This window comes from Micromonospora globbae (genome assembly GCF_003610785.1).
Lineage (GTDB): Bacteria > Actinomycetota > Actinomycetes > Mycobacteriales > Micromonosporaceae > Micromonospora > Micromonospora globbae.
Window position 1 is genome coordinate 14483 of sequence record NZ_RAQQ01000009.1, and the last position, 22494, is coordinate 36976.

The 22494-nt window shown below is 72.7% G+C and carries 18 protein-coding genes and 1 pseudogene; 11 read left to right on the forward strand and 8 right to left on the reverse strand.

The window, feature by feature from the left end:
• Positions 1 to 90: 90 nt before the first annotated feature.
• Together D7I43_RS13975 and D7I43_RS13980 are read left to right on the forward strand one after the other, a co-directional pair.
• A complete protein-coding gene (locus D7I43_RS13975; protein ID WP_120329116.1) occupies positions 91 to 1002 on the forward strand; it encodes an NUDIX hydrolase in 912 nt (303 codons plus the stop codon).
• Between the two features lie 343 nt (positions 1003 to 1345).
• Entirely contained in the window at positions 1346 to 2269 is a 924-nt protein-coding gene (locus tag D7I43_RS13980) for a CDP-alcohol phosphatidyltransferase family protein (RefSeq protein ID WP_120329117.1), read from the forward strand.
• Positions 2270 to 2338: 69 nt separating this feature from the next.
• Here the strand turns inward: D7I43_RS13980 and D7I43_RS13985 are convergent, their stop codons facing one another.
• The 3 genes and pseudogenes from D7I43_RS13985 to D7I43_RS13995 form a co-directional block, all read right to left on the reverse strand.
• On the reverse strand, positions 2339 to 3592 hold the full coding sequence (locus tag D7I43_RS13985) for a phosphatidylserine decarboxylase (RefSeq protein WP_120328925.1): 1254 nt from the start codon (positions 3590 to 3592) through the stop codon (positions 2339 to 2341).
• A 701-nt stretch (positions 3593 to 4293) separates the two neighbouring features.
• Positions 4294 to 4477 (reverse strand): annotated as a pseudogene (locus D7I43_RS13990) (hypothetical protein); the annotation flags it as partial.
• The gene (locus tag D7I43_RS13995; RefSeq protein WP_120328926.1) at positions 4474 to 6327 is read right to left on the reverse strand and encodes a PspC domain-containing protein; all 1854 of its coding nucleotides are present in this window, start codon (positions 6325 to 6327) and stop codon (positions 4474 to 4476) included. The gene D7I43_RS13995 and the pseudogene D7I43_RS13990, both read right to left, overlap by 4 nt.
• Before the next feature lie 198 nt (positions 6328 to 6525).
• Here D7I43_RS13995 and D7I43_RS14000 point away from each other — a divergent pair, with 198 nt between their 5' ends.
• Complete coding sequence (locus tag D7I43_RS14000) at positions 6526 to 7764, forward strand: ATP-binding protein (RefSeq protein WP_120328927.1); 1239 nt, start codon at positions 6526 to 6528, stop codon at positions 7762 to 7764.
• A gap of 2 nt (positions 7765 to 7766) precedes the next feature.
• Positions 7767 to 8453, forward strand: coding sequence for a response regulator (locus tag D7I43_RS14005; RefSeq protein ID WP_120328928.1), 687 nt, complete (start codon positions 7767 to 7769; stop codon positions 8451 to 8453).
• 5 nt (positions 8454 to 8458) lie between these two features.
• Here D7I43_RS14005 and D7I43_RS14010 read toward each other — a convergent pair whose 3' ends face one another.
• Positions 8459 to 9193 (reverse strand): PIG-L deacetylase family protein, encoded by a 735-nt coding sequence (locus tag D7I43_RS14010; RefSeq protein WP_204985187.1) that lies wholly within the window; start codon positions 9191 to 9193, stop codon positions 8459 to 8461.
• Between the two features lie 429 nt (positions 9194 to 9622).
• Here D7I43_RS14010 and D7I43_RS14015 point away from each other — a divergent pair, with 429 nt between their 5' ends.
• The 5 genes from D7I43_RS14015 (at position 9623) to D7I43_RS14035 (ending at position 15358) form a co-directional block, all read left to right on the forward strand.
• Positions 9623 to 11260 carry a peptide ABC transporter substrate-binding protein gene (locus D7I43_RS14015; RefSeq protein WP_120328929.1) on the forward strand — a complete coding sequence of 546 codons (1638 nt, stop codon included), beginning with the start codon at positions 9623 to 9625 and terminating at the stop codon, positions 11258 to 11260.
• A 140-nt stretch (positions 11261 to 11400) separates the two neighbouring features.
• The gene (locus D7I43_RS14020; RefSeq protein ID WP_120328930.1) at positions 11401 to 12330 is read left to right on the forward strand and encodes an ABC transporter permease; all 930 of its coding nucleotides are present in this window, start codon (positions 11401 to 11403) and stop codon (positions 12328 to 12330) included.
• A complete protein-coding gene (locus D7I43_RS14025) occupies positions 12323 to 13300 on the forward strand; it encodes an ABC transporter permease (RefSeq protein ID WP_120328931.1) in 978 nt (325 codons plus the stop codon). Before D7I43_RS14020 ends, D7I43_RS14025 begins: the two co-directional genes overlap by 8 nt.
• Before the next feature lie 26 nt (positions 13301 to 13326).
• Positions 13327 to 14349 carry an ABC transporter ATP-binding protein gene (locus D7I43_RS14030; RefSeq protein ID WP_120328932.1) on the forward strand — a complete coding sequence of 341 codons (1023 nt, stop codon included), beginning with the start codon at positions 13327 to 13329 and terminating at the stop codon, positions 14347 to 14349.
• Positions 14342 to 15358 carry an ABC transporter ATP-binding protein gene (locus D7I43_RS14035; protein ID WP_120328933.1) on the forward strand — a complete coding sequence of 339 codons (1017 nt, stop codon included), beginning with the start codon at positions 14342 to 14344 and terminating at the stop codon, positions 15356 to 15358. Before D7I43_RS14030 ends, D7I43_RS14035 begins: the two co-directional genes overlap by 8 nt.
• Positions 15359 to 15610: 252 nt before the next feature.
• Here D7I43_RS14035 and D7I43_RS14040 read toward each other — a convergent pair whose 3' ends face one another.
• Positions 15611 to 15979: a chorismate mutase gene (locus tag D7I43_RS14040; RefSeq protein ID WP_420870213.1), complete on the reverse strand. Its 369-nt coding sequence runs from the start codon at positions 15977 to 15979 to the stop codon at positions 15611 to 15613.
• Between the two features lie 629 nt (positions 15980 to 16608).
• Between D7I43_RS14040 and pcrA the strand changes: the two genes are divergently transcribed.
• Complete coding sequence (gene pcrA / locus D7I43_RS14045; RefSeq protein WP_120328934.1) at positions 16609 to 19008, forward strand: DNA helicase PcrA; 2400 nt, start codon at positions 16609 to 16611, stop codon at positions 19006 to 19008.
• Positions 19009 to 19059: 51 nt separating this feature from the next.
• On the opposite strand, the gene D7I43_RS14050 is transcribed toward pcrA, so the two are convergent.
• Positions 19060 to 20040: a helix-turn-helix transcriptional regulator gene (locus D7I43_RS14050; protein WP_120328935.1), complete on the reverse strand. Its 981-nt coding sequence runs from the start codon at positions 20038 to 20040 to the stop codon at positions 19060 to 19062.
• Positions 20041 to 20131: 91 nt separating this feature from the next.
• On the opposite strand from D7I43_RS14050, the gene D7I43_RS14055 reads away from it, so the two are divergent.
• Complete coding sequence (locus tag D7I43_RS14055) at positions 20132 to 20554, forward strand: VOC family protein (RefSeq protein WP_120328936.1); 423 nt, start codon at positions 20132 to 20134, stop codon at positions 20552 to 20554.
• Positions 20555 to 20611: 57 nt separating this feature from the next.
• Here D7I43_RS14055 and D7I43_RS14060 read toward each other — a convergent pair whose 3' ends face one another.
• Together D7I43_RS14060 and D7I43_RS14065 are read right to left on the reverse strand one after the other, a co-directional pair.
• Entirely contained in the window at positions 20612 to 21367 is a 756-nt protein-coding gene (locus D7I43_RS14060; protein WP_406109292.1) for a peptidoglycan DD-metalloendopeptidase family protein, read from the reverse strand.
• Positions 21368 to 21647: 280 nt separating this feature from the next.
• Positions 21648 to 22358 (reverse strand): M23 family metallopeptidase, encoded by a 711-nt coding sequence (locus tag D7I43_RS14065; RefSeq protein ID WP_120328938.1) that lies wholly within the window; start codon positions 22356 to 22358, stop codon positions 21648 to 21650.
• Between the last annotated feature and the right edge of the window lie 136 nt (positions 22359 to 22494).

Consider the following 22494-nt stretch of genomic DNA (forward strand, 5'->3'; position numbering starts at 1 on the left):
GGACACGCCGGGATGGACGGCGATAACTTCATGATCGACCGGTGCAGGCGGATCGGCGGACGGCCGGCGGGCGGGGTGGGAGGGCACGGGATGCGGGAGCGGCGGCGGGTCGGTGCGTACGGGGTGTGCCGGCACGACGGGCGGGTGCTGCTGGCCCGCGGCTCCGCTGTCTCCCCGTTCCCCGGGGTCTGGCAGTTGCCGGGCGGCGGGGTGGAGCACGCCGAGCATCCGGCGCACGCGGTGGTGCGGACGTTCGCCGAGGAGACCGGCCTCGCCGTCGAGGTGACCGGGCTGCGGGCCGTACTCGCCGACGTGACCACCTTCCGCGACCCGGACGTCTCGATGCACACCGACCGGGTCGTCTTCGACGTCACGGCGTCCGACGCCGAGCCGCGGCCAGAGGCGGGCGGCGGCAGTGACCGCCTCGCCTGGTTCACTCCCGCCGAGGCGGCGGAGGTGCCGCTGATGCCGTTCACCGCCGAACTGCTCGGCCTCCCCGTCACGCCCCTGCCGCCGGGTGTGCCCCGGTCGCTGCCGGCCGACCAGGTCGCCCCGCCGCCGCCGGACCGCCGGCTGCGCTTCGGGGCGTACGGGCTGGTCACCGACCCGGACGGCCGGGTGCTGCTCACGATGATCGCCGACGGGTATCCCGGAGCGGGCCGGTGGCACCTGCCCGGGGGTGGCACGGACCACGGCGAGCAGCCGGTCCCCGCGCTCCTGCGGGAACTGGTTGAGGAGTCCGGCCAGCTGGGCCGGGTGACGGGGCTCATCGGGGTGGACAACCTGCACAACCCGGCCGCTCTCGGCCCCGAGGGCCGGCCGCTGGACTGGCACGGCGTACGCGTCATCTACCGGGTGGTGGTCGAGGCACCCACCGAGGCCCGCGTCACCGAGCTGGCCGGCGGCTCGACCGCCCGGGCCGCCTGGTTCACGCCGGACCAGGTGGCCGGCCTGCGGCTCACCGAGATCGCCGCCCGCGCCCTCGGCCGGCGGGGCGGGTGACACCCGCCCGGGAGACCGTCCTGGGGCGGCTGGGCTACAGTCGAGGTAGGGAATGATGGATAACGGGCGATGACGCCCGGGTTGCGAACGACAGCGCCGTTCGGGCGGTATATGGAGATATAAAGCCCGCCGACAGCTATCGCCAAGCGCCCTTCCCTGTGCAATGGTGTACTCCGCACAACGGCTGCCGGGCCGGGAAGGGTCCGGCACGAGACAGCCGGATGCCCCGCTTCGGTAAGCGGCGAGCCGTTCCGGTGATGGAGGAAGCGTGCCGAGAGCCCCATGGCGCCGGCGTCGTACGACTGACAGCCCGCGCCCCGCAGGCCCTCGTTGGGCCGGCCGACTGCGCCGTAGCGGCGCCTTCGCCCGGCAGGTGCTGCTGGTCCGGGTGGGCCGCCGCGACGGTGACCTCACCGTCGCCGCCGAGGCGGCGCTGGCCGAGCCCCGCTACGCCGACCGGCGCCGCCGCCGCTACGGGCTGGCGCGGACACGGCGGGCCGAGGTCGAGGCCGTCATGCCGGTCAGCCCGGCCCTGGCGCCGGTCGCCGCGCCGGACGACGACAGCGTGGCCGGGACGATCCCGCTGCTCCCCGGCGAGCGCAGCGCCAGCCGGCGGATGAAGTTCGCCGTGGTCAACGCGTGCACACTGAGCAGCCTGACGCTGGGCGTCCTGGCCATCTTCCTGGCCATGCAGGGCGAGGTACGCGTCGCTGCCATCTGCCTCATGGCCTGCGTCGCGTTCGACGGGCTCGACGGTGCGCTGGCCCGCAAGCTCGGCGTGGCGAGCCCGTTCGGCGCCCAGATGGACTCGCTGGCCGACATGTGCTCCTTCGGCCTCGCCGCCCCCGTGGTGGTCTACGCCTCGCTCGCCGGCTCCGTACCGACGGCGGCCGCCGCCGTGGCGTGCGCCCTCGTCGCGGCCTGCGCCGCGATCCGGCTCGCCCGGTTCAACGTCTCGCCGAAGGACGGCCGGTTCTTCTGCGGCGTACCCACCACGATGGCGGCCGCCGTGCTCGCGGTGACCGTCGCGATCGGCCTGCCGGTGCCCGGGCCGGTGCTGCTGGCAGGGGTGGCGCTGCTCGCCTTCGCGATGGTGTCCAGCTTCCCGTACGCGAAGCTCGCCCGGCTCGTGAAGCTGCCGCCGTGGCTGTGGCTGGCGCCCGTGGTCGGCGCGCTGATCGACGTCCGGCTCACGTTCGCGCTGATCGTGGCGGGCTACCTGGTCAGCGGGCCGGTGCTGTGGCTCCGCCAGCGCCGCGCCGCCTGATCCCGCGGCCGACACCGCCGTACGCGAAGGGGGGCGCCGCGAGTCCGCGGCGCCCCCCTTGGTGCCGGCTCAGCGCCAGCGGGCGATCACGGTGGCCCCGCCGACCACCTTGTCGCCGGGACCGACCAGCGGTTCCGCGGCGTCGGCCGGCAGGTAGACGTCGGTGCGCGAGCCGAACCGGATGAGCCCGAAGCGCTCGCCCCGCGCCAGCAGCGTGCCGACCGGCGCCCGCTGCACGATCCGCCGGGCGATCAGCCCCGTCCGCTGCGCGACCACCACCGTGCCGTGGACGGTGTCCAGCACCGTGTACGCGGCCACGTTGTGCTCGGCCTCCGGCTTCATGGCGTTGGCGAACCCGCCGTCGGCCACGAAGTAGTCCACCACCTTGCCGGCCACCGGTGCGCGGTTGACGTGCACGTCGAGCACCGACAGGAAGACCGCCACGCGCAGCCACTCCCCGTCGCCGAAACGCTCGTCGTGCAGGCGTTGCACCGACAGGACCTGGCCGTCCGCGGCGGCCACCACGGCCGACGGGTCCTCGGGCACGTCCCGTTCCGGGTCCCGGAAGAACGCGGCGACCGGTGCGGCGGCGAGCGCCGGCAGGAGCCAGAGCTTGGAGCCCGGCCGGGTCAGGCGGGCCAGCGCGGCCAGGCCGAGGCTGATGCCGGCCGCGGCCACGCCGTTGGAGTCGATGTGCATGGTCCGGGTCAGCGGCACGCTGGACGGCCGGTGAGCGGGGGCGAGCCGCACCGCCGTGGCCGGGTCCGCCGGGGTGAACCGGAGCCGGTACAGCCGCACCGGCGGGGAGTTGCGCAGCACCAGGTCGCGCCCGACGCCGTGCAGCGCGTCCTGCCGCTCCAACTCGGCCGCCGCGCCGGCGGTCCGGCCCGGTGCCGCGGCGGTCGCGACGCTGAGCACCCCTCCGTCGGCGAGGTACTTGGTGAGGGCCTCGATGGTCGTACGCGTCTCCTCGGCCGTCCCGAGCAGGGGCTCGGCGGCGATCACCACCTCGGCCGGGTCGGCCTCGGCGAGGGAGTCGACCACCCGCACCCGGTCGGCGACCCATCTGCCCTGTGCGGTGACGTGGTCGCGCAGCGCGGCGGCGGACCCGCCCTCCGCGGGCACCACGGTGAGCCGGTCACCGGGCAGCAACGCCTCGATCGCCGCGGCCAGCACCGCGGACTGCGAGGTCGCACCGGCCAGCAGCGCGGCCTTCGAGTCGTTGAGTCGAGCGAGTTCGGTGACGAGGGTGCGGGCGGCTCGCTCGCCGATGCGGACCGGACCGGGCCGGCCGGGGGTACGCACGGCGGGGGACTGGGTCATGTCGGACGGACTCCTGACGGGGTAGGCACGGCAAGCGCGACGGGGCCACCGCGAGGGCGCGGGATCGGCTCACGGGACGCGAACTCCATCGGCCAGCATAGGCGTCCCGGCTCCCGCCGGCACCGCCGCCGTCGGCCGTCGGGCACCCCGTGCCGTACGCGGTGAGCCGGCCGCCCCGGATCAGCGGCGGGGCCGCTCCTCGTCGTCGGAGGCCGCCGGCCACGGGTCCGCGCCGCCGCCCGGGCCGCTGCTCGGCCGCTCCTCCACGGCCTCGACCGGCGCGTCCGTGATCGCCTCGGTCGGCCGCTCGTCGCCCCCACCGGGCGCGGTGCCACCCACCCGTCCGAGGTCGCTCGTGTCCGCGTCCCGGAGGCCCGCGAGGTCGACCGTCGCGTCCGGCGTGCTCACCGGCTCGGTCCGCTCCGGCGTGGCCTCGGGTCGGTCCACCTGCCAGGCCGGGTGGATCCCGCCCGTCGACCCCGACTCCCACGACGGACGGGAGCCGCCGAGCGTCGCAGGCTCCGGCTCCCAGCCGGGGAGGATGCCGCCCGAGGTGGGCCGGTCCGGGTGCCAACCCGGGTCGCCGCCGGAGACCGGCGGGGCGGCGCCCCATCCGCCGCCGGACGCGGGCTCCTCCGGCGCGGTCGGGTGGGCCGGTCCGGCGGCCGGCCCGCCCGCCGCTGTCGCGTTCTGGTCGGCGTGCCGGCTGGAGCGCAGGGCGCCGACCAGGCCCAGCACGCCGATGAGGATCGCCGCGCCGGCCAGGAACCAGCCGACCGGGGGCAGCACGAGCCCGAGGATCTGGGCCGACAGCCACCAGGCGGAGAGCGCCAGGAAGAGCAGCCCGAAGGCGAACGAGACGAGGTCCGTACGATGAGCCTTCATCGGGTCACCACCAGGCTTCCGGCGTTGATGTGGGCGAAGAGGCGCAGCGTCCCGCCGCCGGCGCCGTCCGGGCCGAGGTCGGTGATCTCGCGGGACCGCCCGGCCGGCCCGGGCTGGTGCTGGCCGAAGACGGTGGCGTCGCCGGCGTTGACGTCCGCCACGGTGGTCACGTCGACGTTCGGCGGCACCACGATGGTGCCCGTGCCGAAGTTGACCGAGACCGTGATCTCCGTGTTCTTCCCGCGGAAGTCGACCGCGCGCAGGTCCAGCGTCGCGTCCCCGAAGCTGTTCTCGTACCGGGTGGCGAGGTCCTGGTAGCTCGCGGGAGCCCAGGTCACCGCCCCGTCCACACCCCGGAACCGGTCGTACGACTCGGCGACCGTCCCGACGGCCAACGCGGCGGCCGTCACGAGGCCGAGCGCGATGAGCCAGCGGGCCCGGCCGAACCAGGTGCCCACCAGCAGCCCGAGGCCGATGGTGGCCAACGCCGCGGCGAAGTACGCCGACGCGCCCACCTCGACGACGTTCATGAGGTCGAGGACGGCCACCACGCCCAGGGCGAGGAAGATCAGTGAGAACGTCACGGCACCGAGCGCGGACCGTTCCTTCGGCCGCTTGGGCGGCTTCGGCGGCTTCGGGGGGCGCGGCGGCGGGTACCCGCCCGACTGCTTCGCGTACGGGCCGTGCGGCGCGAACGGCGGCCGGTAGCCGGCCGGCGGCAGGGGCGCCGTCGGGGCGTACGCCGTCCCGCCCGGCTGCCCGGCCCCGGACGCGGGGGCCGACGGACCACCGGAACTCGCCGCCGGCCAGCCGGGCGCGGCGCTCGGGCCGGCGTACGCCGCGGGAGGCCAGGTGGGCTGCGCGGCGGTGCGCTCGGCGGGCTGGCCGGAGACCGGCGCGTAGCCGCCGGCCGGTGCGCCCGCGGAGACCGGAGTGTCGCCGTGCGGAGCGCTCCCCCCGTGCGGAGCGCTCACGACGGTCGCGGGCGGGTGGTACGCCGGGGCGGCCCCGGGCGCGGGCGCGCCGGGCGTGGCGGCCACGTCGACGGTGGGCGGCGCGGCGTAGCGGTCGGGCGCCGGGTAGGCGACCGGTGGCACCGGGCCGACCGGCCCGGCGGGCGGCGGCGCGGTCGCCGGGGCCGCGCCCGCGGCCCGGTGCTCGCGGTTGAGCAGCAGCGCGCCACCGATCAGGATGGCCGCGCCGAGCAGCACCGCCCGGAACGCGTCGGTGACGATGTAGCCGAAGCCCACCGCGGCCACGATGCTGAGCACGATCACCGTGACGGGAGACATGCTGGACCGGCCGCGGCCGAGCATCGACTCGATCGGCGAGGCGCTGTCGCCCTCGCCGGGGATGATCAGCCACGCGGCGATGTAGACGAGGATGCCCACCCCGCCGAAGAACCCGAGGACGGCGAGCAGCACCCGCCAGAGCACCGGGTCGGTGTTGGTGGCCCGGCCGATGGCCGCGCAGACCCCGGCGAGGTAGCGCCCGTCGCGAGGCCGGACCAGGCCGTACCGCGAGGTGAAGCCGGCCGCGCCGGGTGGCGGGCCGCCCGGCCCACCGGGCGGGGGCGTACCACCGCCCGTCGGCCCACCCGGCGGCGGCGTACCACCGCCACCGCCGCCCGTCGCGCCGTACCCGAAGGGTGGCGCGGCGGCGGGGTCCGGTCCCGGTCCGGCCGCCCGCGGGTCCGGCCCGTACCCGGCCGGGCCCGAGCCGAGATCCGGCCCGGCCGGGCGCGGCTCGGGCGCGGCGCTCCCGGGCCCGGCGGGGGCCGCCGGCGGCGGTGGTGCCCCACCCGGCGGTGCCGCGTCCGGGCGGGGCGACTGGGCAGCTTCCTCGGTCATGCTCCGATCCTGCTGCGTCACCCGCCGGAGCGACCTCAGGACCCGACCCTGACCCCACCCTGAGATCCGCGCCCCCGGAATGTCCGGGGCGTCCCCGTGGCCGCTGCGACGCGCAGCGTGTGACGATCGGACCGGTACCGGCGCCACCCCGCCGGCCACCCGACGTCACCCACCGCGACCAGGGAGCCACCGATCAGCATCCCCAGCCCGCCGCCGCGCCTCTACCGGGCCCCGGAGCACCGGATGGCCGCCGGCGTCGCCGCCGGCATCGCCGAGCACCTCGGCATCTCGGTCCTGCGCGTCCGGGTGGCCTTCATGGTCCTGCTCGGGCTGAGCGGGCTCGGCCTGCTGCTCTACGCGGCCTTCTGGGCGGTGGTGCCGCTGCGGCCCGGTGACACGAGCGTGCCGCCCCGCCGCGACGTCGGCCAGCTGCTGCCGTTCGTGGCGATAGGGCTCGGCGTCCTGCTCATGCAGGTGATCGTCTTCGACTCGATCGGTGCGGCGGGCACCGCCGGATGGCTCGTGGCGATCATCGCGGTCGGCGCCGGCGTCATCTGGCACCAGTCCGCACCGGAACGGCGCCGGCAGTGGGGCGAGTCCCTGGCGGTGCCGTGGCTCGGCGCGGTGGTCGAGGAGAGCGACCGGCGCGCCTTCGTGCTCCGCTTCATCGGCGGCGGGGTGCTCGTCGCCGTCGGGATCATCGGCGTGGCCGCGGTCTACTCGCCGGCGCAGAACCTCGACGCGGTGATCAACGGGATCATCTTCGCGTTCGTGGGCCTCGCCGGGGTGGGCGTGGTCGCCGCGCCGGTGCTGTGGCGGACGTACAACCAGCTCCGGTCGGAGCGCGAGGGGCGCATCCGCGAGCAGGAGCGGGCCGAGCTGGCCGCCATGGTGCACGACCAGGTGCTGCACACGCTGGCCCTGATCCAGCGCAACGCCAGCGACGTCAAGACCGTCCAGCGGCTCGCCCGGGGCCAGGAACGCTCGCTGCGCAACTGGCTCTACAAGCCCACCGCGTCGCCCACGGAACGGTTCGCCGCCGCCCTGGAGCAGGCCGCCGCCGAGGTCGAGGACACCTTCGCGATCACCGTGGAGGCGGTGGTGGTCGGCGACCGGGAGACGGACGAGAGGGTCGGCGCCCTGGTCGCGGCTGCGCGGGAGGCGCTGGTGAACGCGGCCCGGCACGCCGGGGTGCAGACCGTCTCGCTCTACGCCGAGGTGGAACCCGACCAGGTCAGCGTCTTCGTGCGGGACCGGGGGAAGGGATTCGACCCGGATACGGTGGAGGACCACCGGCACGGCGTCCGTGGTTCGATCATCGGGCGCATGAAGCGGCACGGCGGTCGGGCCGAGATCCGGTCCGGGCCGGGGGAGGGTACGGAGATCAGGTTGATCCTCCCGACCTCCCGGGACTCGTCAGCGGAAAGGGACAGATGACGATGGCCGACCAGTCGATGGAGCCGGTCGAGGGAGCGGGTGTCCGCGCCGAGCGGCTGCGCGTGTTCCTCGTGGACGACCACGCCATGTTCCGCGCCGGCGTACGGGCCGAGCTCGGCGCGCACGTCGAGGTGGTGGGCGAGGCGAGCACGGTGGCCGAGGCGGTCAATCGGATCGCCGCGACCGTGCCGGACGTGGTCCTGCTCGACGTCCACATGCCCGACGGCGGCGGCCGCGCGGTGCTGGAGGCGATGCGGCGTACGCACCCGCAGGTCAAGTTCCTGGCGCTGAGCGTCTCCGACGCCGCCGAGGACGTGATCGGGCTGATCCGGGCCGGCGCCCGCGGCTACGTCACCAAGACGATCTCGCCGGACGAGCTGACCGCGGCGATCCGCCGGGTGGCCGACGGCGACGCGGTGTTCAGCCCCCGCCTGGCCGGGTTCGTGCTGGACGCGTTCGCGGCCCGGCCGGACGCGCCGGTCGCCGACCCGGAGCTGGACCAGCTCACCAACCGGGAGCGTGAGGTGCTGCGGCTGCTCGCGCGCGGGTACGCGTACAAGGAGATCGCCAAGGAGCTGTTCATCTCGATCAAGACGGTCGAGACGCACGTGTCGAACGTGCTGCGCAAGCTCCAGATGTCCAACCGGTACGAGCTGTCCCGCTGGGCGGCCGACCGCCGGCTGGTCTGAACGTCTCACTCCGTCCGCAGCACCGTGAACGCCTCGGCCAGCCGTCCCGGCGGCAGGCCGGCGTTGTCGGCGACGGTGGTGAGCCGGTCCCGTACCCAGCCCTCCACGTCGAAGTGCCCGGTCTGTGAGCGGTGGGCCCGCATCGCGGCGACCTTCCGGTCGAAGCGCTCGGTGATGTCGACCGTGTGGTCCGGGGCGGGCCCGCCCGCGTACCAGACCTCCCGGACCACCCACGGCTCCAGCCCTTCGGCCAGCAGGTCGGGGTGGGCGAAGCGGTTGCGCGCGTCGGGGTAGATGGCGCAGGTGGTGGCCTCGCCGACGGCGAGGTGGTCGGGGTGGCTGGGCCCGGAGAGCTGTTCCCAGCGGCGCAGGGGCGAACTGGTCAGCACCCGGTCCGGCCGGAAGCGGCGGATGGCCGCGGTGATGTCGCGGCGCAGCGCCATGCTCGGGGTGAGCGCGCCGTCGGGGTAGCCGTCGAGGAAGTGCACCCGCCGGACGCCGACCGCCGCGGCGGCGGCCCGCTGCTCCGCCTCGCGCAGCCGGGGCATCTCCTCCCGGGCGGTCTCGTCGAATCCGCCCGCGTCCCCCCGGGTGGCGATGAGGTACGCGACTTCGATACCCTCATCCACCCAGCCGGCGATCGTGCCCGCACAGCCGAACTCGACATCGTCCGGATGGGCAAAAACTGCCAGCGCGCGGTGGACGTCGTCGAGGGCCGGGGCGGACGGGGGGAAGCTCACAGGCCCCGAGCGTACGCCGTCGGTCGCAACGGTGAGACGAGGTCTTACCTGGTCAGAGCGGCATGAGCTGCGTGTTTCATGATCTTTTCTCAAGTATCGGCAACGTGGCGGGCAACTAACGTCTTGATAACGGCACCTTCACGGAACCGGCTGGTCAGTGTCACAGTTGCTTGCACCTCGCCCCCCGTGTGAGGCACTCCGTACGGCCTGACGACCACGCCCGCCGCTGTCGGCTGCGGTCCGTGGAAGCGACGCCTGCGCGGTGTCGAGCGCGACCGGGCGGGGGCCCGGCGGATCGGTGCACCAGGGGGGTGTCCCGACCCCCAAGTGGTGTTCGGCGGTCGTGCTACCAGGGCCGCCGGTGACGTCACCCCCAGACGTGCGTGAAACCCACGACGGAACCAGGTTAGAAAGAGGAGGCCCCTCGGAATGAGAGTCTCGAAGCGGACGAGCAGCGCGGTCGCGCTGAGCGCGGCGGTCGCGCTCATCGCGTCCGGATGCTCGGGCAGCGACGACGGCGGCGACGCCGGCACCAGCACGGACGGCGCCATCGTCATCGACGGTACCCAGCCGGAGGTTCCCCTGGTTCCGGCGAACACCACCGAGACCGGTGGTGGCGCGATCATCGACTACCTGTGGACCGGGCTCGTCGAGTACCCGAACAACGGTGGCGCGCCGCAGAACGCCGTCGCGGAGTCGATCGAGACGACCGACTCCAAGGTCTACACCATCAAGATCAAGAAGGGCCTGAAGTTCCACGACGGCACCGAGGTGAAGGCCGCGAACTTCACCAAGGCCTGGAACTGGGCGGCCTACTCGCCGAACGGCGCGCAGAACTCCAGCTTCTTCGCCGACATCCAGGGCTTCGACCAGGTCCAGTCCGAGGACCCGGACGGCGACGGCCCGAAGCAGGCGCCGGAGCCGGCGGCCAAGGAGATGTCCGGCCTGAAGGTGATCGACGACTACACCTTCGAGGTCACCCTCGCCGCGCCGACCGCGGTGTTCCCGACCAAGCTCGGCTACAGCGCCTTCGTGCCGCTGCCGGACGTGTTCTTCACCCAGAAGCCGGACGACTTCGGCCGCAAGCCGATCGGTAACGGCCCGGTGAAGTTCGTGTCGTGGGAAGACGACGTCATGATCAAGCTGACGCGCTTCGACGACTACGCGCTGCGTGACAAGATGAAGATCAAGGACGTCGACGTCAAGCTCTACCAGGAGGACACGGCGGCCTACAACGACCTCCTCGCTGGCAACCTCGACTTCCAGCAGCAGGTCCCGGTCTCCGCGCTCGCCGGTGACAAGTGGAAGAACGACCTGGGCGACCGGGCCATCCAGTCGACCACGCCGTCCACGGGCATCATCGCGTTCCCGATCTACGACCCGAAGTACAAGAACCCCAAGCTGCGCAAGGCGGTCTCGCTCGCCATCAACCGGCAGGACATCACCGAGAAGATCTTCTTCGGTAACCGCACGCCGGCCGACAGCTGGGCCAACCCGCTGACCCCGGGCGCCAAGGCCGGCAACTGCACCGCCTGCCAGTACAACCCGGACGAGGCCAAGAAGCTCCTGGCCGAGGCCGGTGGCTTCCAGGGCGAGATGGTCTTCTACTACAACGCTGACGCCAGCCACAAGGAGTGGATGGAGGCCGTCGCGCAGAGCGTGAAGAACACGCTGGGCATCAACGCCCGCGCCGAGGGCATCCCGACCTTCGCGGTCTTCCGTCAGCAGATCAACGCCCACAAGATGACCGGCCCGTACCGTGCCGGCTGGCAGCAGGACTACCCGGACGTGGAGAACTGGGTCAACCCGCTCTACGTCACCGGTGGTTCCTCGAACGACGGCCTCTACAGCAACAAGGAGGTCGACGCCCTCGCCAAGCAGGCCAGCGGCGCGAAGAACCTGGACGAGGCGCACGCCAAGTTCGCCGAGGCCGTCGCCCTGATCGACCAGGACGTTCCCTCGATCCCGGTCTACTTCCAGGGCCAGCAGTCCGGCCACTCGGAGAAGATCAAGAAGGTGGAGCTGACCAACGTCGGCGAGATCGACATCACCTCCGTCGAGCTCTGATCCGCACGGTCTGACCCAGGTCGGGCTCACCTACAAGGTGAGCCCGACCTGGGGCCGTTCCGCGAGGGGTGCAAAATACCCCTCGACACGTCGTCACGCGTGTCGGTCGCCGACGCGCCCCCTGTCTGGAGGACCACCCCATGGGCCGTTATCTGCTGAGACGGCTGCTCCAACTCGTTCCTGTCTTCATCGGGACGACATTCATGATCTACTATCTGGTCTGGGTCATGGTGCCTGGCGACCCGTTCGCCGGCAAGTGCGGCGAGCGGCCGTGCCCGCCCGGCTTCGTCGCCATGATGACCGAGAAGTTCCAGTTGGATCAGCCGTGGTACGTGCAGTACGCCACGTACATGAAGAACCTCTTCCAGGGGGACTTCGGCACGACCTGGAGCGGCCGTTCGATCAACGAGATCATCGTCGCGGCGTACCCCAACACGCTGAAGCTGGCCCTGGTGGCCCTGGCGATCGAGGCGGTCATCGGTCTGACGGCGGGTGTGCTGAGCGGTCTGCGGCGTAACAGCTTCCTGGACAACCTGGTCCTGGTCTCCACGCTCTTCCTCATCGCGCTGCCGATCTTCGTCATCGGCTTCCTGCTCCAGTGGCTGTTCGGCGTGCAGTGGCACATCGTCGAGCCCACGGTGTCGAGCGAGATGCGGCTCTCGGAACTGATCGTTCCCGGCTTCGTCCTGGGTAGCGCCTCGATGGCGTACATCGCCCGGGTCGCCCGGACGAGCATCTCGGAGAACCGCCGCTCCGACTACGTCCGCACGGCGATCGCCAAGGGCCTGCCGATGCGCCGGGTGGTCGGCGTGCACCTGCTGCGCAACTCCCTGATCCCGGTCGTCACTCTCCTCGGCACCGACCTCGGCGCCCTCATGGGCGGCGCCATCGTGACCGAGGGCATCTTCAACATCAAGGGCATCGGCGGGACGGTCTACCGGGCGATCACCACCAAGGAGAGCGCCACGGTGGTCTCCATCGTGGTCATCCTGGTGGTCGTCTATCTCGTGATGAACCTGCTGGTGGACCTGCTCTACGCCGCCCTGGACCCGAGGATCCGCTATGAGTGACCCGACCGCTGCCTCCATCGTCAGCACGCCCCCCGCGCACCAGCCCACCGAGGTCGGCGGTCCCACCAACGCCGGCCTGCCGGAGAACGCCAAGCAGGACAAGCCGCGCGGCCTGCTCGGCGACGCCTGGCGGGACCTGCGGCGCAAGCCGCTCTTCTGGATCTCCGCGGCCTTCATCCTGCTCTTCGTGGTGATGGCCGCCTTCCCCTCGCTCTTCACCTCGGCCGACCCGACCGCCGGTGACCTGAGCCGCAGCCTGGAGAAGCCGTCCGGCCACGCCTGGTTCGGCTACGACATCCAGGGCCAGGACGTCTTCGCCCGCACGATCTACGGCGCCAACGCGTCCATCGTGGTGGCCCTGCTCTCGGTGCTCGGCGTACTGCTGATCGGCGGCACCATGGGCATCATCGCCGGCTACCGGGGCGGCTGGGTGGACGCCCTCCTCTCCCGCATCGCCGACGTCTTCTTCGGCCTCCCGTTCGTGCTCGGCGCCATCGTCATCCTCACGACGTTCAACGGCACCGGCACCAACAACAGCGAGTGGGAGGTCAAGGGCCTGGTCATCGCATCGCTGGTCGTGCTGAGCTGGCCGGTCGTGATGCGGCTCATGCGTTCCTCGGTGCTGGCCACCAAGGAGGCCGACTACATCGTGGCGGCCCGGGCGCTGGGTGCCGGCACCGGCCGGATCATCCTCAAGCACCTGCTGCCGAACTGCCTGGCCCCGATCCTGGTGTACGGCACGATCATGGTCGGCTCGTTCATCGGCGCCGAGGCGACGCTCTCCTTCCTGGGCGTCGGCCTGAAATCGCCGGTGGTCTCCTGGGGCATCATCATCAACGAGGCGCAGAACCTGGTCCGGGTGGCCCCGTACCTGCTCTTCTTCCCCGCCGCGTTCCTCGTCGCCGCCGTGCTGAGCTTCGTGATGCTCGGCGAGGCGGTCCGCGAGGCGCTCGACCCGAAACTCCGCTAGGGGAGATCCAGTTGTCCGACATTCTCGTGTCCGAGCAGTCCGCTGCCGGCGCCGCCGGGCGTCCGGCCGGCCGGCTGCTCGAGGTCGACGACCTCCGGGTGGAGTTCCGTACCCGCGACGGCGTCGCCAAGGTCATCAACGGGGTCACGTACCACGTCGACGCGGGGGAGACCCTCGCCGTGCTCGGCGAGTCCGGCTCCGGCAAGAGCGTCACCGCGCAGACGATCATGGGCATCCTCGACACCCCGCCCGGCCACGTCACCGGCGGGCAGGTGCGCTTCCACGGCAAGGACATGCTCAAGATGTCCTTCGAGGAGCGCCGCCGCATCCGTGGCGAGGGGATCGCCATGATCTTCCAGGATGCGCTCTCCGCGCTCAATCCGGTTTTCACCGTCGGGTTCCAGATCGCCGAGCAGTTCCGCGTCCGGCGCGGCATGAGCCGCTCGGACGCCAAGAAGCGCGCGATCGAGATGCTCGACCAGGTCAAGATCCCGAACGCCAAGGGCCGGTTCAACAACTACCCGCACCAGTTCTCCGGCGGCATGCGGCAGCGGGCGATGATCGCCATGTCGCTGGCGCTCGACCCGGAGGTGCTGATCGCGGACGAGCCGACCACGGCGCTCGACGTGACCGTGCAGGCCCAGATCATGGACCTGCTCGCCGAGCTGCAGCGCGAGCGGCAGATGGGCATGATCCTGATCACCCACGACCTCGGCGTGGTCGCCGACGTCGCGGACCGGATCGCGGTCATGTACGCCGGCCGGATCGTCGAGGAAGCCGACGTGTACGACCTGTACGCCAAGCCGGCGCACCCGTACACGCTCGGCCTGCTCAACTCGATCCCGCGGCTGGACGAGAAGGGGCAGCAGCTCCGCACCATCAAGGGCCTCCCGCCGAACCTCATGAACATCCCGCCGGGCTGCCCGTTCAACCCGCGCTGCCCCATGGCGCAGCCGGTCTGCCGGGAGAAGGTGCCGCCGCTGCTGCAGATCGGCACCGGCCGTGCCAGCGCCTGCCACTTCGCCGAGGAGCTGGTGAACCGTGACTGAGAACATCCTCGAGGTCCGTGACCTGGTCAAGCACTACCCGGTCACCCGGGGTGTGGTGTTCAAGAAGACCATCGGCCACGTCAAGGCGGTCGACGGCGTCTCCTTCGACCTGCGTCAGGGCGAGACCCTCGGTGTGGTGGGCGAGTCCGGCTGCGGCAAGTCGACGCTGGCCCGGGTGCTCATGAACCTGGAGAAGCCGACCGCCGGCACCGTGCACTACAAGGGCCAGGACATCTCCAAGCTCTCCGGTGGGGCGCTGCGCCGCCTGCGCCGGCAGATCCAGCTGGTGATGCAGGACCCGTACACCTCGCTGAACCCGCGGATGACCGTCGGCGACATCATCGGCGAGCCGTTCGAGATCCACCCGGACGCCGCTCCGCGGGGCAGCCGCCGCAAGCGGGTGCAGGAACTGCTCGACCTGGTGGGTCTCAACCCGGAGCACATCAACCGGTACCCGCACCAGTTCTCCGGCGGCCAGCGGCAGCGCATCGGCATCGCCCGGGCGCTCGCCCTGCGCCCGGAGATCATCGTCTGCGACGAGCCGGTGTCGGCGCTGGACGTGTCGATCCAGGCGCAGGTCATGAACCTGCTGGAGAAGCTCCAGGACGAGTTCGGCCTGGCGTACATCTTCATCGCGCACGACCTGTCCGTGGTGCGCCACCTGAGCGACCGGGTCGCCGTCATGTACCTCGGCAAGATCGTGGAGATCGGCACCGAGGACGAGATCTACGAGCGGCCGACGCACCCGTACACCCAGGCGCTGCTGTCGGCCGTGCCGGTGCCGGACCCGACCGTGCGGGAGCACAAGGCGATCATCCGGCTCACCGGTGACGTGCCGTCGCCGGCCGACCCGCCGTCGGGCTGCCGGTTCCGCACCCGGTGCTGGAAGGCGCAGGACGTCTGCGCCCAGGAGGTGCCGCTGCTCCAGATCCGGCAGGGCTCGGACCACCCGAGCGCGTGCCACTTCGCGGAGAAGCGGGAGATCGTGGCCACCCACGAGGCCGCCTGACACACTCCTTCGAACCGCCTGCCGGCGTCCCGACGACGCCGGCAGGCGGTTCCGCGTTCCCGGCACCGGTCGGCCCCGCGGCGCCCGCGCCGCCCGCGCCCCGCGCCCGCGTCCCGCGATGCACCGGTGATCATGAGGTTGGCGGGCTTTTCGATCTCCGAATCGCCCGCCAACCTCATGATCACGGGGGAGAGGTCGCCGGGGTGGGGGCGGGGAGGGGGGCAGGGGGCAGGGGGGGCAGGGGGGTGGGGGTTAGAGGGGGCCGCGGCCGGCGCGGAGCAGCAGCAGGGCCAGCTGCGTACCGTCGGAGCCCAGCGCCACCCGGAAGCGTTCCAGGATCTCCCGCTCGCGGGAGAGCACCAGCCGGGTGCCCCCCGAGGCCATGCGGGTCGCGCCGACCTCCTGGGAGAGCCGGGCCCGTTCCTGCCACAGGTCGATGATCGCCTGGTCGATCTGGTCGATCCGCTGCCGGATCTCCCGAATGCGGGCCGCCGCGGCGGGCTCCTGCGTACCGGCGTCCAGGACGTGCGGAACACCCGGCGTCCCGATGGCGGCCGTCGCGGGCGCGTCACCGGTCGATCCGCCGGCGGTGCCGTCAGCCCCGGCCGCCGAGCCGTTCACCGCGCCAGAGGCCCCTGGGCCGCCCGCTGCCGCACCGGAGTCCGCGGCCCCACCGGGGTTCACCGTCGCGCGAGAATCCCCGGCCGCGGAGGGCGCGGTCGCACCGGAGGGCGCGGTCGCACCGGAGGGCGCGGTCGCGCCGGAGGGCGCGGTCGCGCCGCCGGCTGCCCCCGCACCGGGCGTCGCCGCCCGCTGCTCACCGGGCGCGTCGGCCGCCTCGTCGCCGCGCGGCGCCGGGCCGCCGTTCTGCTGCGCCACGTCTGTCATCATCGCCGTACCCCTCGGACGTCGTGCCCGGAGCCCGGAACCCGGCACGAGAAAGCCCCGGGCTCCAGGAGCCCGGGGCTTCTTCGCAGGTCTGTCGATCAGGCGCGACCTACGGCAGCCGGACTCCCGGTGCCGTAGTAAAAGTAGTAACGCTGACCGAACACGCCGTCGAGTATGCCCACCCCAGGGGCCGGCGCGCAAGGAATCCCACGAACCGGGCGGACACCGGCCGGGAGCACGGCATCGGTGGGCGTCGAGGGGGCCCGTCCGCGGCCGGGACGCGTCAGAGAGGCGGCCTTCCCCGCCGGGTCGGGCGTGCGCGGTCCGGGAGTGTCCGGCCGGCGGCATAGACTCGCCGTGCGATGCATCCTCTCTTCGACATCCCCGCGTCCCCGCCCGCGCCCGAGCCTGCCCGCCCGCACCGGCCCGGCGGCGGTCGGAGCCGTCTCGACCCGCAGGAACTGCTGACGGGGTTGAACGGCCCGCAACGCGACGCCGTCACCCACGCCGGCTCGCCCCTGCTGATCGTCGCGGGCGCCGGCTCCGGCAAGACGCGGGTGCTCACCCACCGGATCGCCTACCTGCTCGCCGCGCGGGACGTGCACCCCGGGGAGATCATCGCGATCACGTTCACCAACAAGGCCGCCGGTGAGATGAAGGAGCGGGTCGCCGCGCTGGTCGGCCCGCGGGCGCGGCTCATGTGGGTGTCGACGTTCCACTCGGCGTGCGTACGCATCCTGCGGGCCGAGCACGAGCACGCCGGGCTGAAGTCCACGTTCTCGATCTACGACGCGGACGACTCGCGCCGGCTGATGCAGATGGTGGCCCGCGAGCTGGATCTCGACCCGAAGCGCTACCCGGCGCGGGGGCTCGCCGCCCAGGTCTCCAACCTGAAGAACGAGCTGGTCGATCCGGAGTCCTTCGCGGCCCGGGCGAAGGGCCCCAACGAGCGGGCGCTCGCCGAGGCGTACACGCTCTACCAGCGCCGGCTGCGCGAGGCCCACGCGCTGGACTTCGACGACCTCATCATGACGACGGTGCACCTGCTCCAGTCGCACCCGCACGTGGCCGAGACCTACCGCCGGCGGTTCCGGCACGTGCTGGTGGACGAGTACCAGGACACCAACCACGCCCAGTACGTCCTGATCAAGGAGCTGGTCTCCGGCACCGAGGGGCTGCCGCCAGCCGAGCTCTGCGTGGTGGGTGACGCGGACCAGTCGATCTACGCGTTCCGGGGCGCGACCATCCGCAACATCCTGGAGTTCGAGCGGGACTTCACCGACGCCCGGACGATCCTGCTGGAGCAGAACTACCGCTCCACCCAGACGATCCTCAACGCCGCCAACGCGGTGATCGACCGCAACACGTCGCGGAAGCCGAAGCGGCTGTGGAGCGACGCCGGGCCGGGCGAGCGGATCGTGGGCTACGTGGCCGACACCGAGCACGCCGAGGCGGACTGGGTGGCCCGCGAGATCGACCGGCTGGTCGACGACGGCGAGGCGCGTCCGGGTGACGTGGCGGTGTTCTACCGCACCAACGCCCAGTCGCGCGTCTTCGAGGAGGTGTTCATCCGGGTCGGCCTGCCGTACAAGGTGGTCGGCGGGGTGCGCTTCTACGAGCGCAAGGAGGTCCGGGACGCCCTGGCCTACCTGCGCGCCGTGGTCAACGACGACGACACGGTCAGCCTGCGCCGGATCCTCAACACGCCGCGCCGGGGGATCGGTGAGCGGGCGGAGGCGTGCGTCGAGGCCCTCGCCAGCCGGGAGCGGATCTCCTTCGGCGCGGCGCTGCGGCGGGCGAAGGAGGCGCCGGGCATCTCCACCCGTGCCGCGAACGGCATCGCCGACTTCGTGGCCCTGCTGGACGGCGCCCGCGAGCTGGCCGACACCGGCACGCCCGAGGAGGTGCTGGAGGCGCTGCTCACCCGCTCGGGCTACCTGAGCGAACTGGAGGAGAGCATCGACCCGCAGGACGCCGGGCGGGTCGACAACCTCCAGGAACTCGTGAGCGTGGCCCGGGAGTACACGGAGCGGATCGAGGCGACCGGGGCCGAGGGGGAGCGGGCCACCGTGGCGGGCTTCCTCGAACAGGTCGCCCTCGTCGCCGACGCCGACCAGGTGCCCACCGACGACCCGGAGCACCAGGGCGTGGTCACCCTCATGACCCTGCACACGGCGAAGGGCCTGGAGTTCCCGGTGGTATTCCTCACCGGTCTCGAGGACGGCGTGTTCCCGCACCTGCGGTCGCTCGGCGACACCCGCGAGCTGGAGGAGGAGCGGCGACTGGCGTACGTGGGGATCACCCGTGCCCGGCAGCGCCTCTACCTCTCCCGGGCGGTCACCCGCTCCGCGTGGGGGCAGCCGGCCTACAACCCGCCGTCGCGTTTCCTGGAGGAGCTGCCGCCGGAGCTGGTGCGCTGGGAGCGGACCGAGGGGTCGTACACCTCGTGGGCCGGCGGGGGAGGCGGCGTCGGCGGCCGCGCGGACCGCGCGCCCGGCGGGCGCGGCGGCTTCACCGGCGGTACGCCGAAGGCGGCCCAACTGGCCCGCCGGCTCGGTGTGGACGGCAGCCGCCTCACCACGGCCAGCGAGTTGCCGCAGGCGCCGAAGGTGGCCGCCGGCGACCGGGTGAACCACCAGCGCTACGGGCTGGGTCGGGTGCTCGTGGTGGAGGGGCACGGCCCGGGCGCCCGGGCCCAGATCGACTTCGGCGACCAGACCCTGTGGCTGGTGCTGCGGCACGCCCCGATCGACAAGCTCTGACGGTGCGGTCCCGGCGGTGACGGGCGGGCGCCTCGGGGCCGGCCGTCCGGCTCAGCTGACCGCGCCGGTCGCCGCCCGGGCGTAGCGGCGGGCCAGGCGCGCGAACGCGTCCCGCAGTTCGGCCGGCCCGACGACCTCGATGTCCGCGTCGAACCTGCCGATGGCGGCGGCCAGGCCCGCCCACGACCACGAGCCGAGGGTGAGCCGGCAGCGGTCCGTGCCGAGTTCCTCGACGATCCCGTCGCGGGTGTAGGTGGCGACGGTGGTGGCGGGAAGGTCGAGGATCACCTCGCCCCGGCACGGCCAGTCGCCCGAGCCGTCGGCGCCGCGGAACCTGCCGGTGACGAAGGCGGCCACGTCACCGGTGGGCAGCTCGCGCGGGGTGAAGCGGGGGCCGGTGGGGGTGCGCGGGGTGATCCGGTCGGCGCGGAAGGTACGCCAGTCCCGCCGGTCGAGGTCCCAGGCCACGAGGTACCACCGCCCGCCCCAGGTGACGAGGTGATGGGGCTCCACCCGTCTCGGCGGAGACCCGCCGTCGTCGGATCCCCGTGCGCGCGCGTAGTCGAAGCGCAGCACCTCGCGGGCGCGGACGGCGGCGCTGAGCGCCACCAGCACACCGCTGTCGGCCGGCGGATCCGGAGGGGCGGCGTCGACGGCGGTGACCTGGAGGGCGTCGACGCGGTGGCGCAGCCGTGCCGGCATGACCTGCCGGACGGTGGTGAGCGCGCGCGTCGCGGCCTCCTCGATGCCGGCGCCGGCGGTGGCGGCGGTCTGGAGGGCGATGGCGAGGGCCACTGCCTGCTCGTCGTCGAAGAGCAGTGGGGGCAGTCGCGTGCCGGCGCCGAGCCGGTACCCGCCGTCGGGGCCCCGGCTGGCCACGATCGGGTAGCCGAGTTCGCGCAGGCGGTCGACGTCGCGGCGCACCGTGCGGGGACTGACCTCCAGCCGCTCGGCGAGCAGGGCCCCCGGCCAGTCCCGGCGTGCCTGGAGCAGCGAGAGCAGTGAGAGCAGTCGGGCTGACGTCGTCGGCATCACTCCATGGTGCGCCGACAAGCGGCCACAATCTGACCGCTACTCCTGCGACGGTGGTCCGCGCCAACAACGGCGCACGTGAGGAGACACCATGTCGATCAAGTCCGTCACCCACCTGAACTTCCGGGGTGACGCCCGATCCGCGCTCGAGTTCTACCGGTCCGTGTTCGGTGGCGACCTCGCCGTCGTCACCTACCGGGACGCCGGCGCCGTGTCGGAGCCCGCCGAGGCCGACCAGGTGATGTGGGGCCAGGTGGCCGCCGACAACGGCTTCCAGGTGATGGCCTACGACGTCCCCTCGGCGATGCCCTGGGAGCGGGGTGAGAACTCCTTCTTCGTGTCCGTCCGTGGCGAGAGCGCGCAGGAGATCACCGCGTACTGGGAGGGGCTGTCCGGCGGAGCCACCGTCGTGCGGCCGCTCGGGCCGGCGCCGTGGGCGCCGCTCTACGGGATGCTCACGGACCGCTTCGGCGTCGTCTGGGTCCTGGACGTCGTGGGCGACCAGGGCCGGTGAGCACCGGGCGTGGTGCGGGAGGGTCGCCTCCCGCACCACGCGTGTCGGGTCGGGCCGTCAGCAGGCCACGTCGATGCCCCGGGCCCGCAGGAACGGTGCCGGGTCGATCTGGTTCCACATCTGGCCCTTGTGCACCTCGAAGTGCAGGTGCGGGCCCGTGGCGTCGCCGGTGGCGCCCTCGTACCCGATGACCTCGCCGGCGGTGACCTTGTCGCCGACGCTGACGGCGATCCGGCTCTGGTGGGCGTAGTGGGTCAGGTAGCCGTTGCCGTGGTCGATGAAGACCGAGTTGCCGTACCCGTCGCCGGCGTCACCGGCCTTCACCACCGTGCCGCCGAAGGCGGCGTGGATCGGGGTGCCGTCGGGCATGGCGAAGTCGATCCCCGCGTGCAGGGTGCCCCAGCGGGGGCCGTAGCAGGAGGTGATCGTCGCGCCCTTCATCGGGATGACCCAGGCCGGCTTCGGCTTCGTCGTCTTCTTCACCGTCGGCTTGGGCTTCGGCGTGGCCGACGTCGCCGAGGGCGACGGTTGGGCGCTGGTCGGGCTCGGGGTCGGGCTCAGCGGCGTGGCGGAGGGGGTGACCGGCGCGCTCGACTCGCGTGCGGAGCGGTCGGCCCGGGCGGCGGCGTCGGCACGTGCCTGGGCGTCGAGCGAGACGGGCGCGGGTGCGGAGTCGTGCCCGGTCGTGGCGATGGCGGCGCCGGCGACACCGATGCCCACCACGGCGACCGCTCCGACCACGAGGAGCCGGACGCGTCCGGCCGGCCGGCGGTGCCGCACCACCTCGGCGTCGGCGGGCTGCCCGTTCTGGATGCTGCTGTCTTCCTGCACGGTGGACCTTCACGTGTCGAGGGGCTGGACCCGACAGATCCTGGTGAACCGCGGGGCCGCGGCGATCGAGGGGGCGGGGTGGACGGACGGGGCGCGGGTCATCGGCCGCCCCGGTATGTCCCGTCGTGGCCGTTCTGACCCGCTAAGTGATCATGCCAAGGCGTGGCGGTGGTCACACTCGTCCGGGTGACGCAGGTTACCGGCGCACACAGAAAACCGCCCGGATCGGTTGATCCGGGCGGTCAACGGGCGATACGGAGCGTCAGGAGGCCGCTACGTCGTTGAAGTACGCCTCCACTTGCAGCTCGATGTCCACTCCGCGCTCGGAGAGCCAGGGCTTGGGGTCGATCGGCTCGCCCTTGACATGGATCTCGAGATGCAGGTGGGCGCCGTAGGAGTGGCCCGTGTTGCCGACCAGCCCGAGCTGGTCGCCGGCCTTGACCTGCTGCCCCTCGCGCACGCTCAGGACGGAGGAGTGCCCGTAGATCGCCTCGCTGCCGTCGGGGTGCTGGACGATCACGGCGTAGCCGTAGCCGCCGAACCAGCCGGCCTTCGTGACGGTGCCGGCGTGGATCGCGACGTACGGAGTGCCCTCGGGCGCGACCAGGTCGACGCCGGTGTGCATCTTGCCCCAGCGCTCGCCGTAGGACGACTTGAGGTCGTAACCCTGCAGGGGCAGAAGCCATGCGTCGGATTCGGCCGCCTCCTCGCCCCGGGCGCTGTCCCGGGAGGCGCGGTCGCCCGCCTTCTCGCGGGCCGCGGCGTCGGCGCTGGTGATCGACGACTGGCTGATCTCGTCGAGGGCCGCCGGGTTGAAGTCCTTCGCGTCGGGCAGCGCGCTCGCGCCGAGCGCCACGATGCCCGCGCCGACGAACGCGGTGGTGACGACGGCGGCGTAGCGGCTCCGCGGTGGGGTGGGTACGCGGCGGCGACCGCGATATCTATCGGGCTCAGACGACAGGCGCTGGCGCACGCACACCCTCCGTTGTCGGGGTTCCGAGTGGCCGGCGGACGTCGGTGACGCTCGGGTGAACCTCCGCTGACCACGTCGTCACCCGTCCATGGACCTGATGACAACCGTGGACACGTTAGCCAACTGCAACACGAGT

What these genes read in the sequence shown, in the direction of transcription:
- D7I43_RS14055 (WP_120328936.1), top strand. Translation starts at nt 20,132, where the DNA reads ATGTCGATCAAGTCCGTCACCCACCTGAACTTCCGGGGTGACGCCCGA.
- D7I43_RS14015 (WP_120328929.1), top strand. Translation starts at nt 9,623, where the DNA reads ATGAGAGTCTCGAAGCGGACGAGCAGCGCGGTCGCGCTGAGCGCGGCG.
- D7I43_RS14025 (WP_120328931.1), top strand. Translation starts at nt 12,323, where the DNA reads ATGAGTGACCCGACCGCTGCCTCCATCGTCAGCACGCCCCCCGCGCAC.
- D7I43_RS13995 (WP_120328926.1), bottom strand. Translation starts at nt 6,327, where the DNA reads ATGACCGAGGAAGCTGCCCAGTCGCCCCGCCCGGACGCGGCACCGCCG.
- D7I43_RS14050 (WP_120328935.1), bottom strand. Translation starts at nt 20,040, where the DNA reads ATGCCGACGACGTCAGCCCGACTGCTCTCACTGCTCTCGCTGCTCCAG.
- D7I43_RS14005 (WP_120328928.1), top strand. Translation starts at nt 7,767, where the DNA reads ATGGCCGACCAGTCGATGGAGCCGGTCGAGGGAGCGGGTGTCCGCGCC.
- D7I43_RS13985 (WP_120328925.1), bottom strand. Translation starts at nt 3,592, where the DNA reads ATGACCCAGTCCCCCGCCGTGCGTACCCCCGGCCGGCCCGGTCCGGTC.
- D7I43_RS13975 (WP_120329116.1), top strand. Translation starts at nt 91, where the DNA reads ATGCGGGAGCGGCGGCGGGTCGGTGCGTACGGGGTGTGCCGGCACGAC.
- pcrA (WP_120328934.1), top strand. Translation starts at nt 16,609, where the DNA reads ATGCATCCTCTCTTCGACATCCCCGCGTCCCCGCCCGCGCCCGAGCCT.
- D7I43_RS14020 (WP_120328930.1), top strand. Translation starts at nt 11,401, where the DNA reads ATGGGCCGTTATCTGCTGAGACGGCTGCTCCAACTCGTTCCTGTCTTC.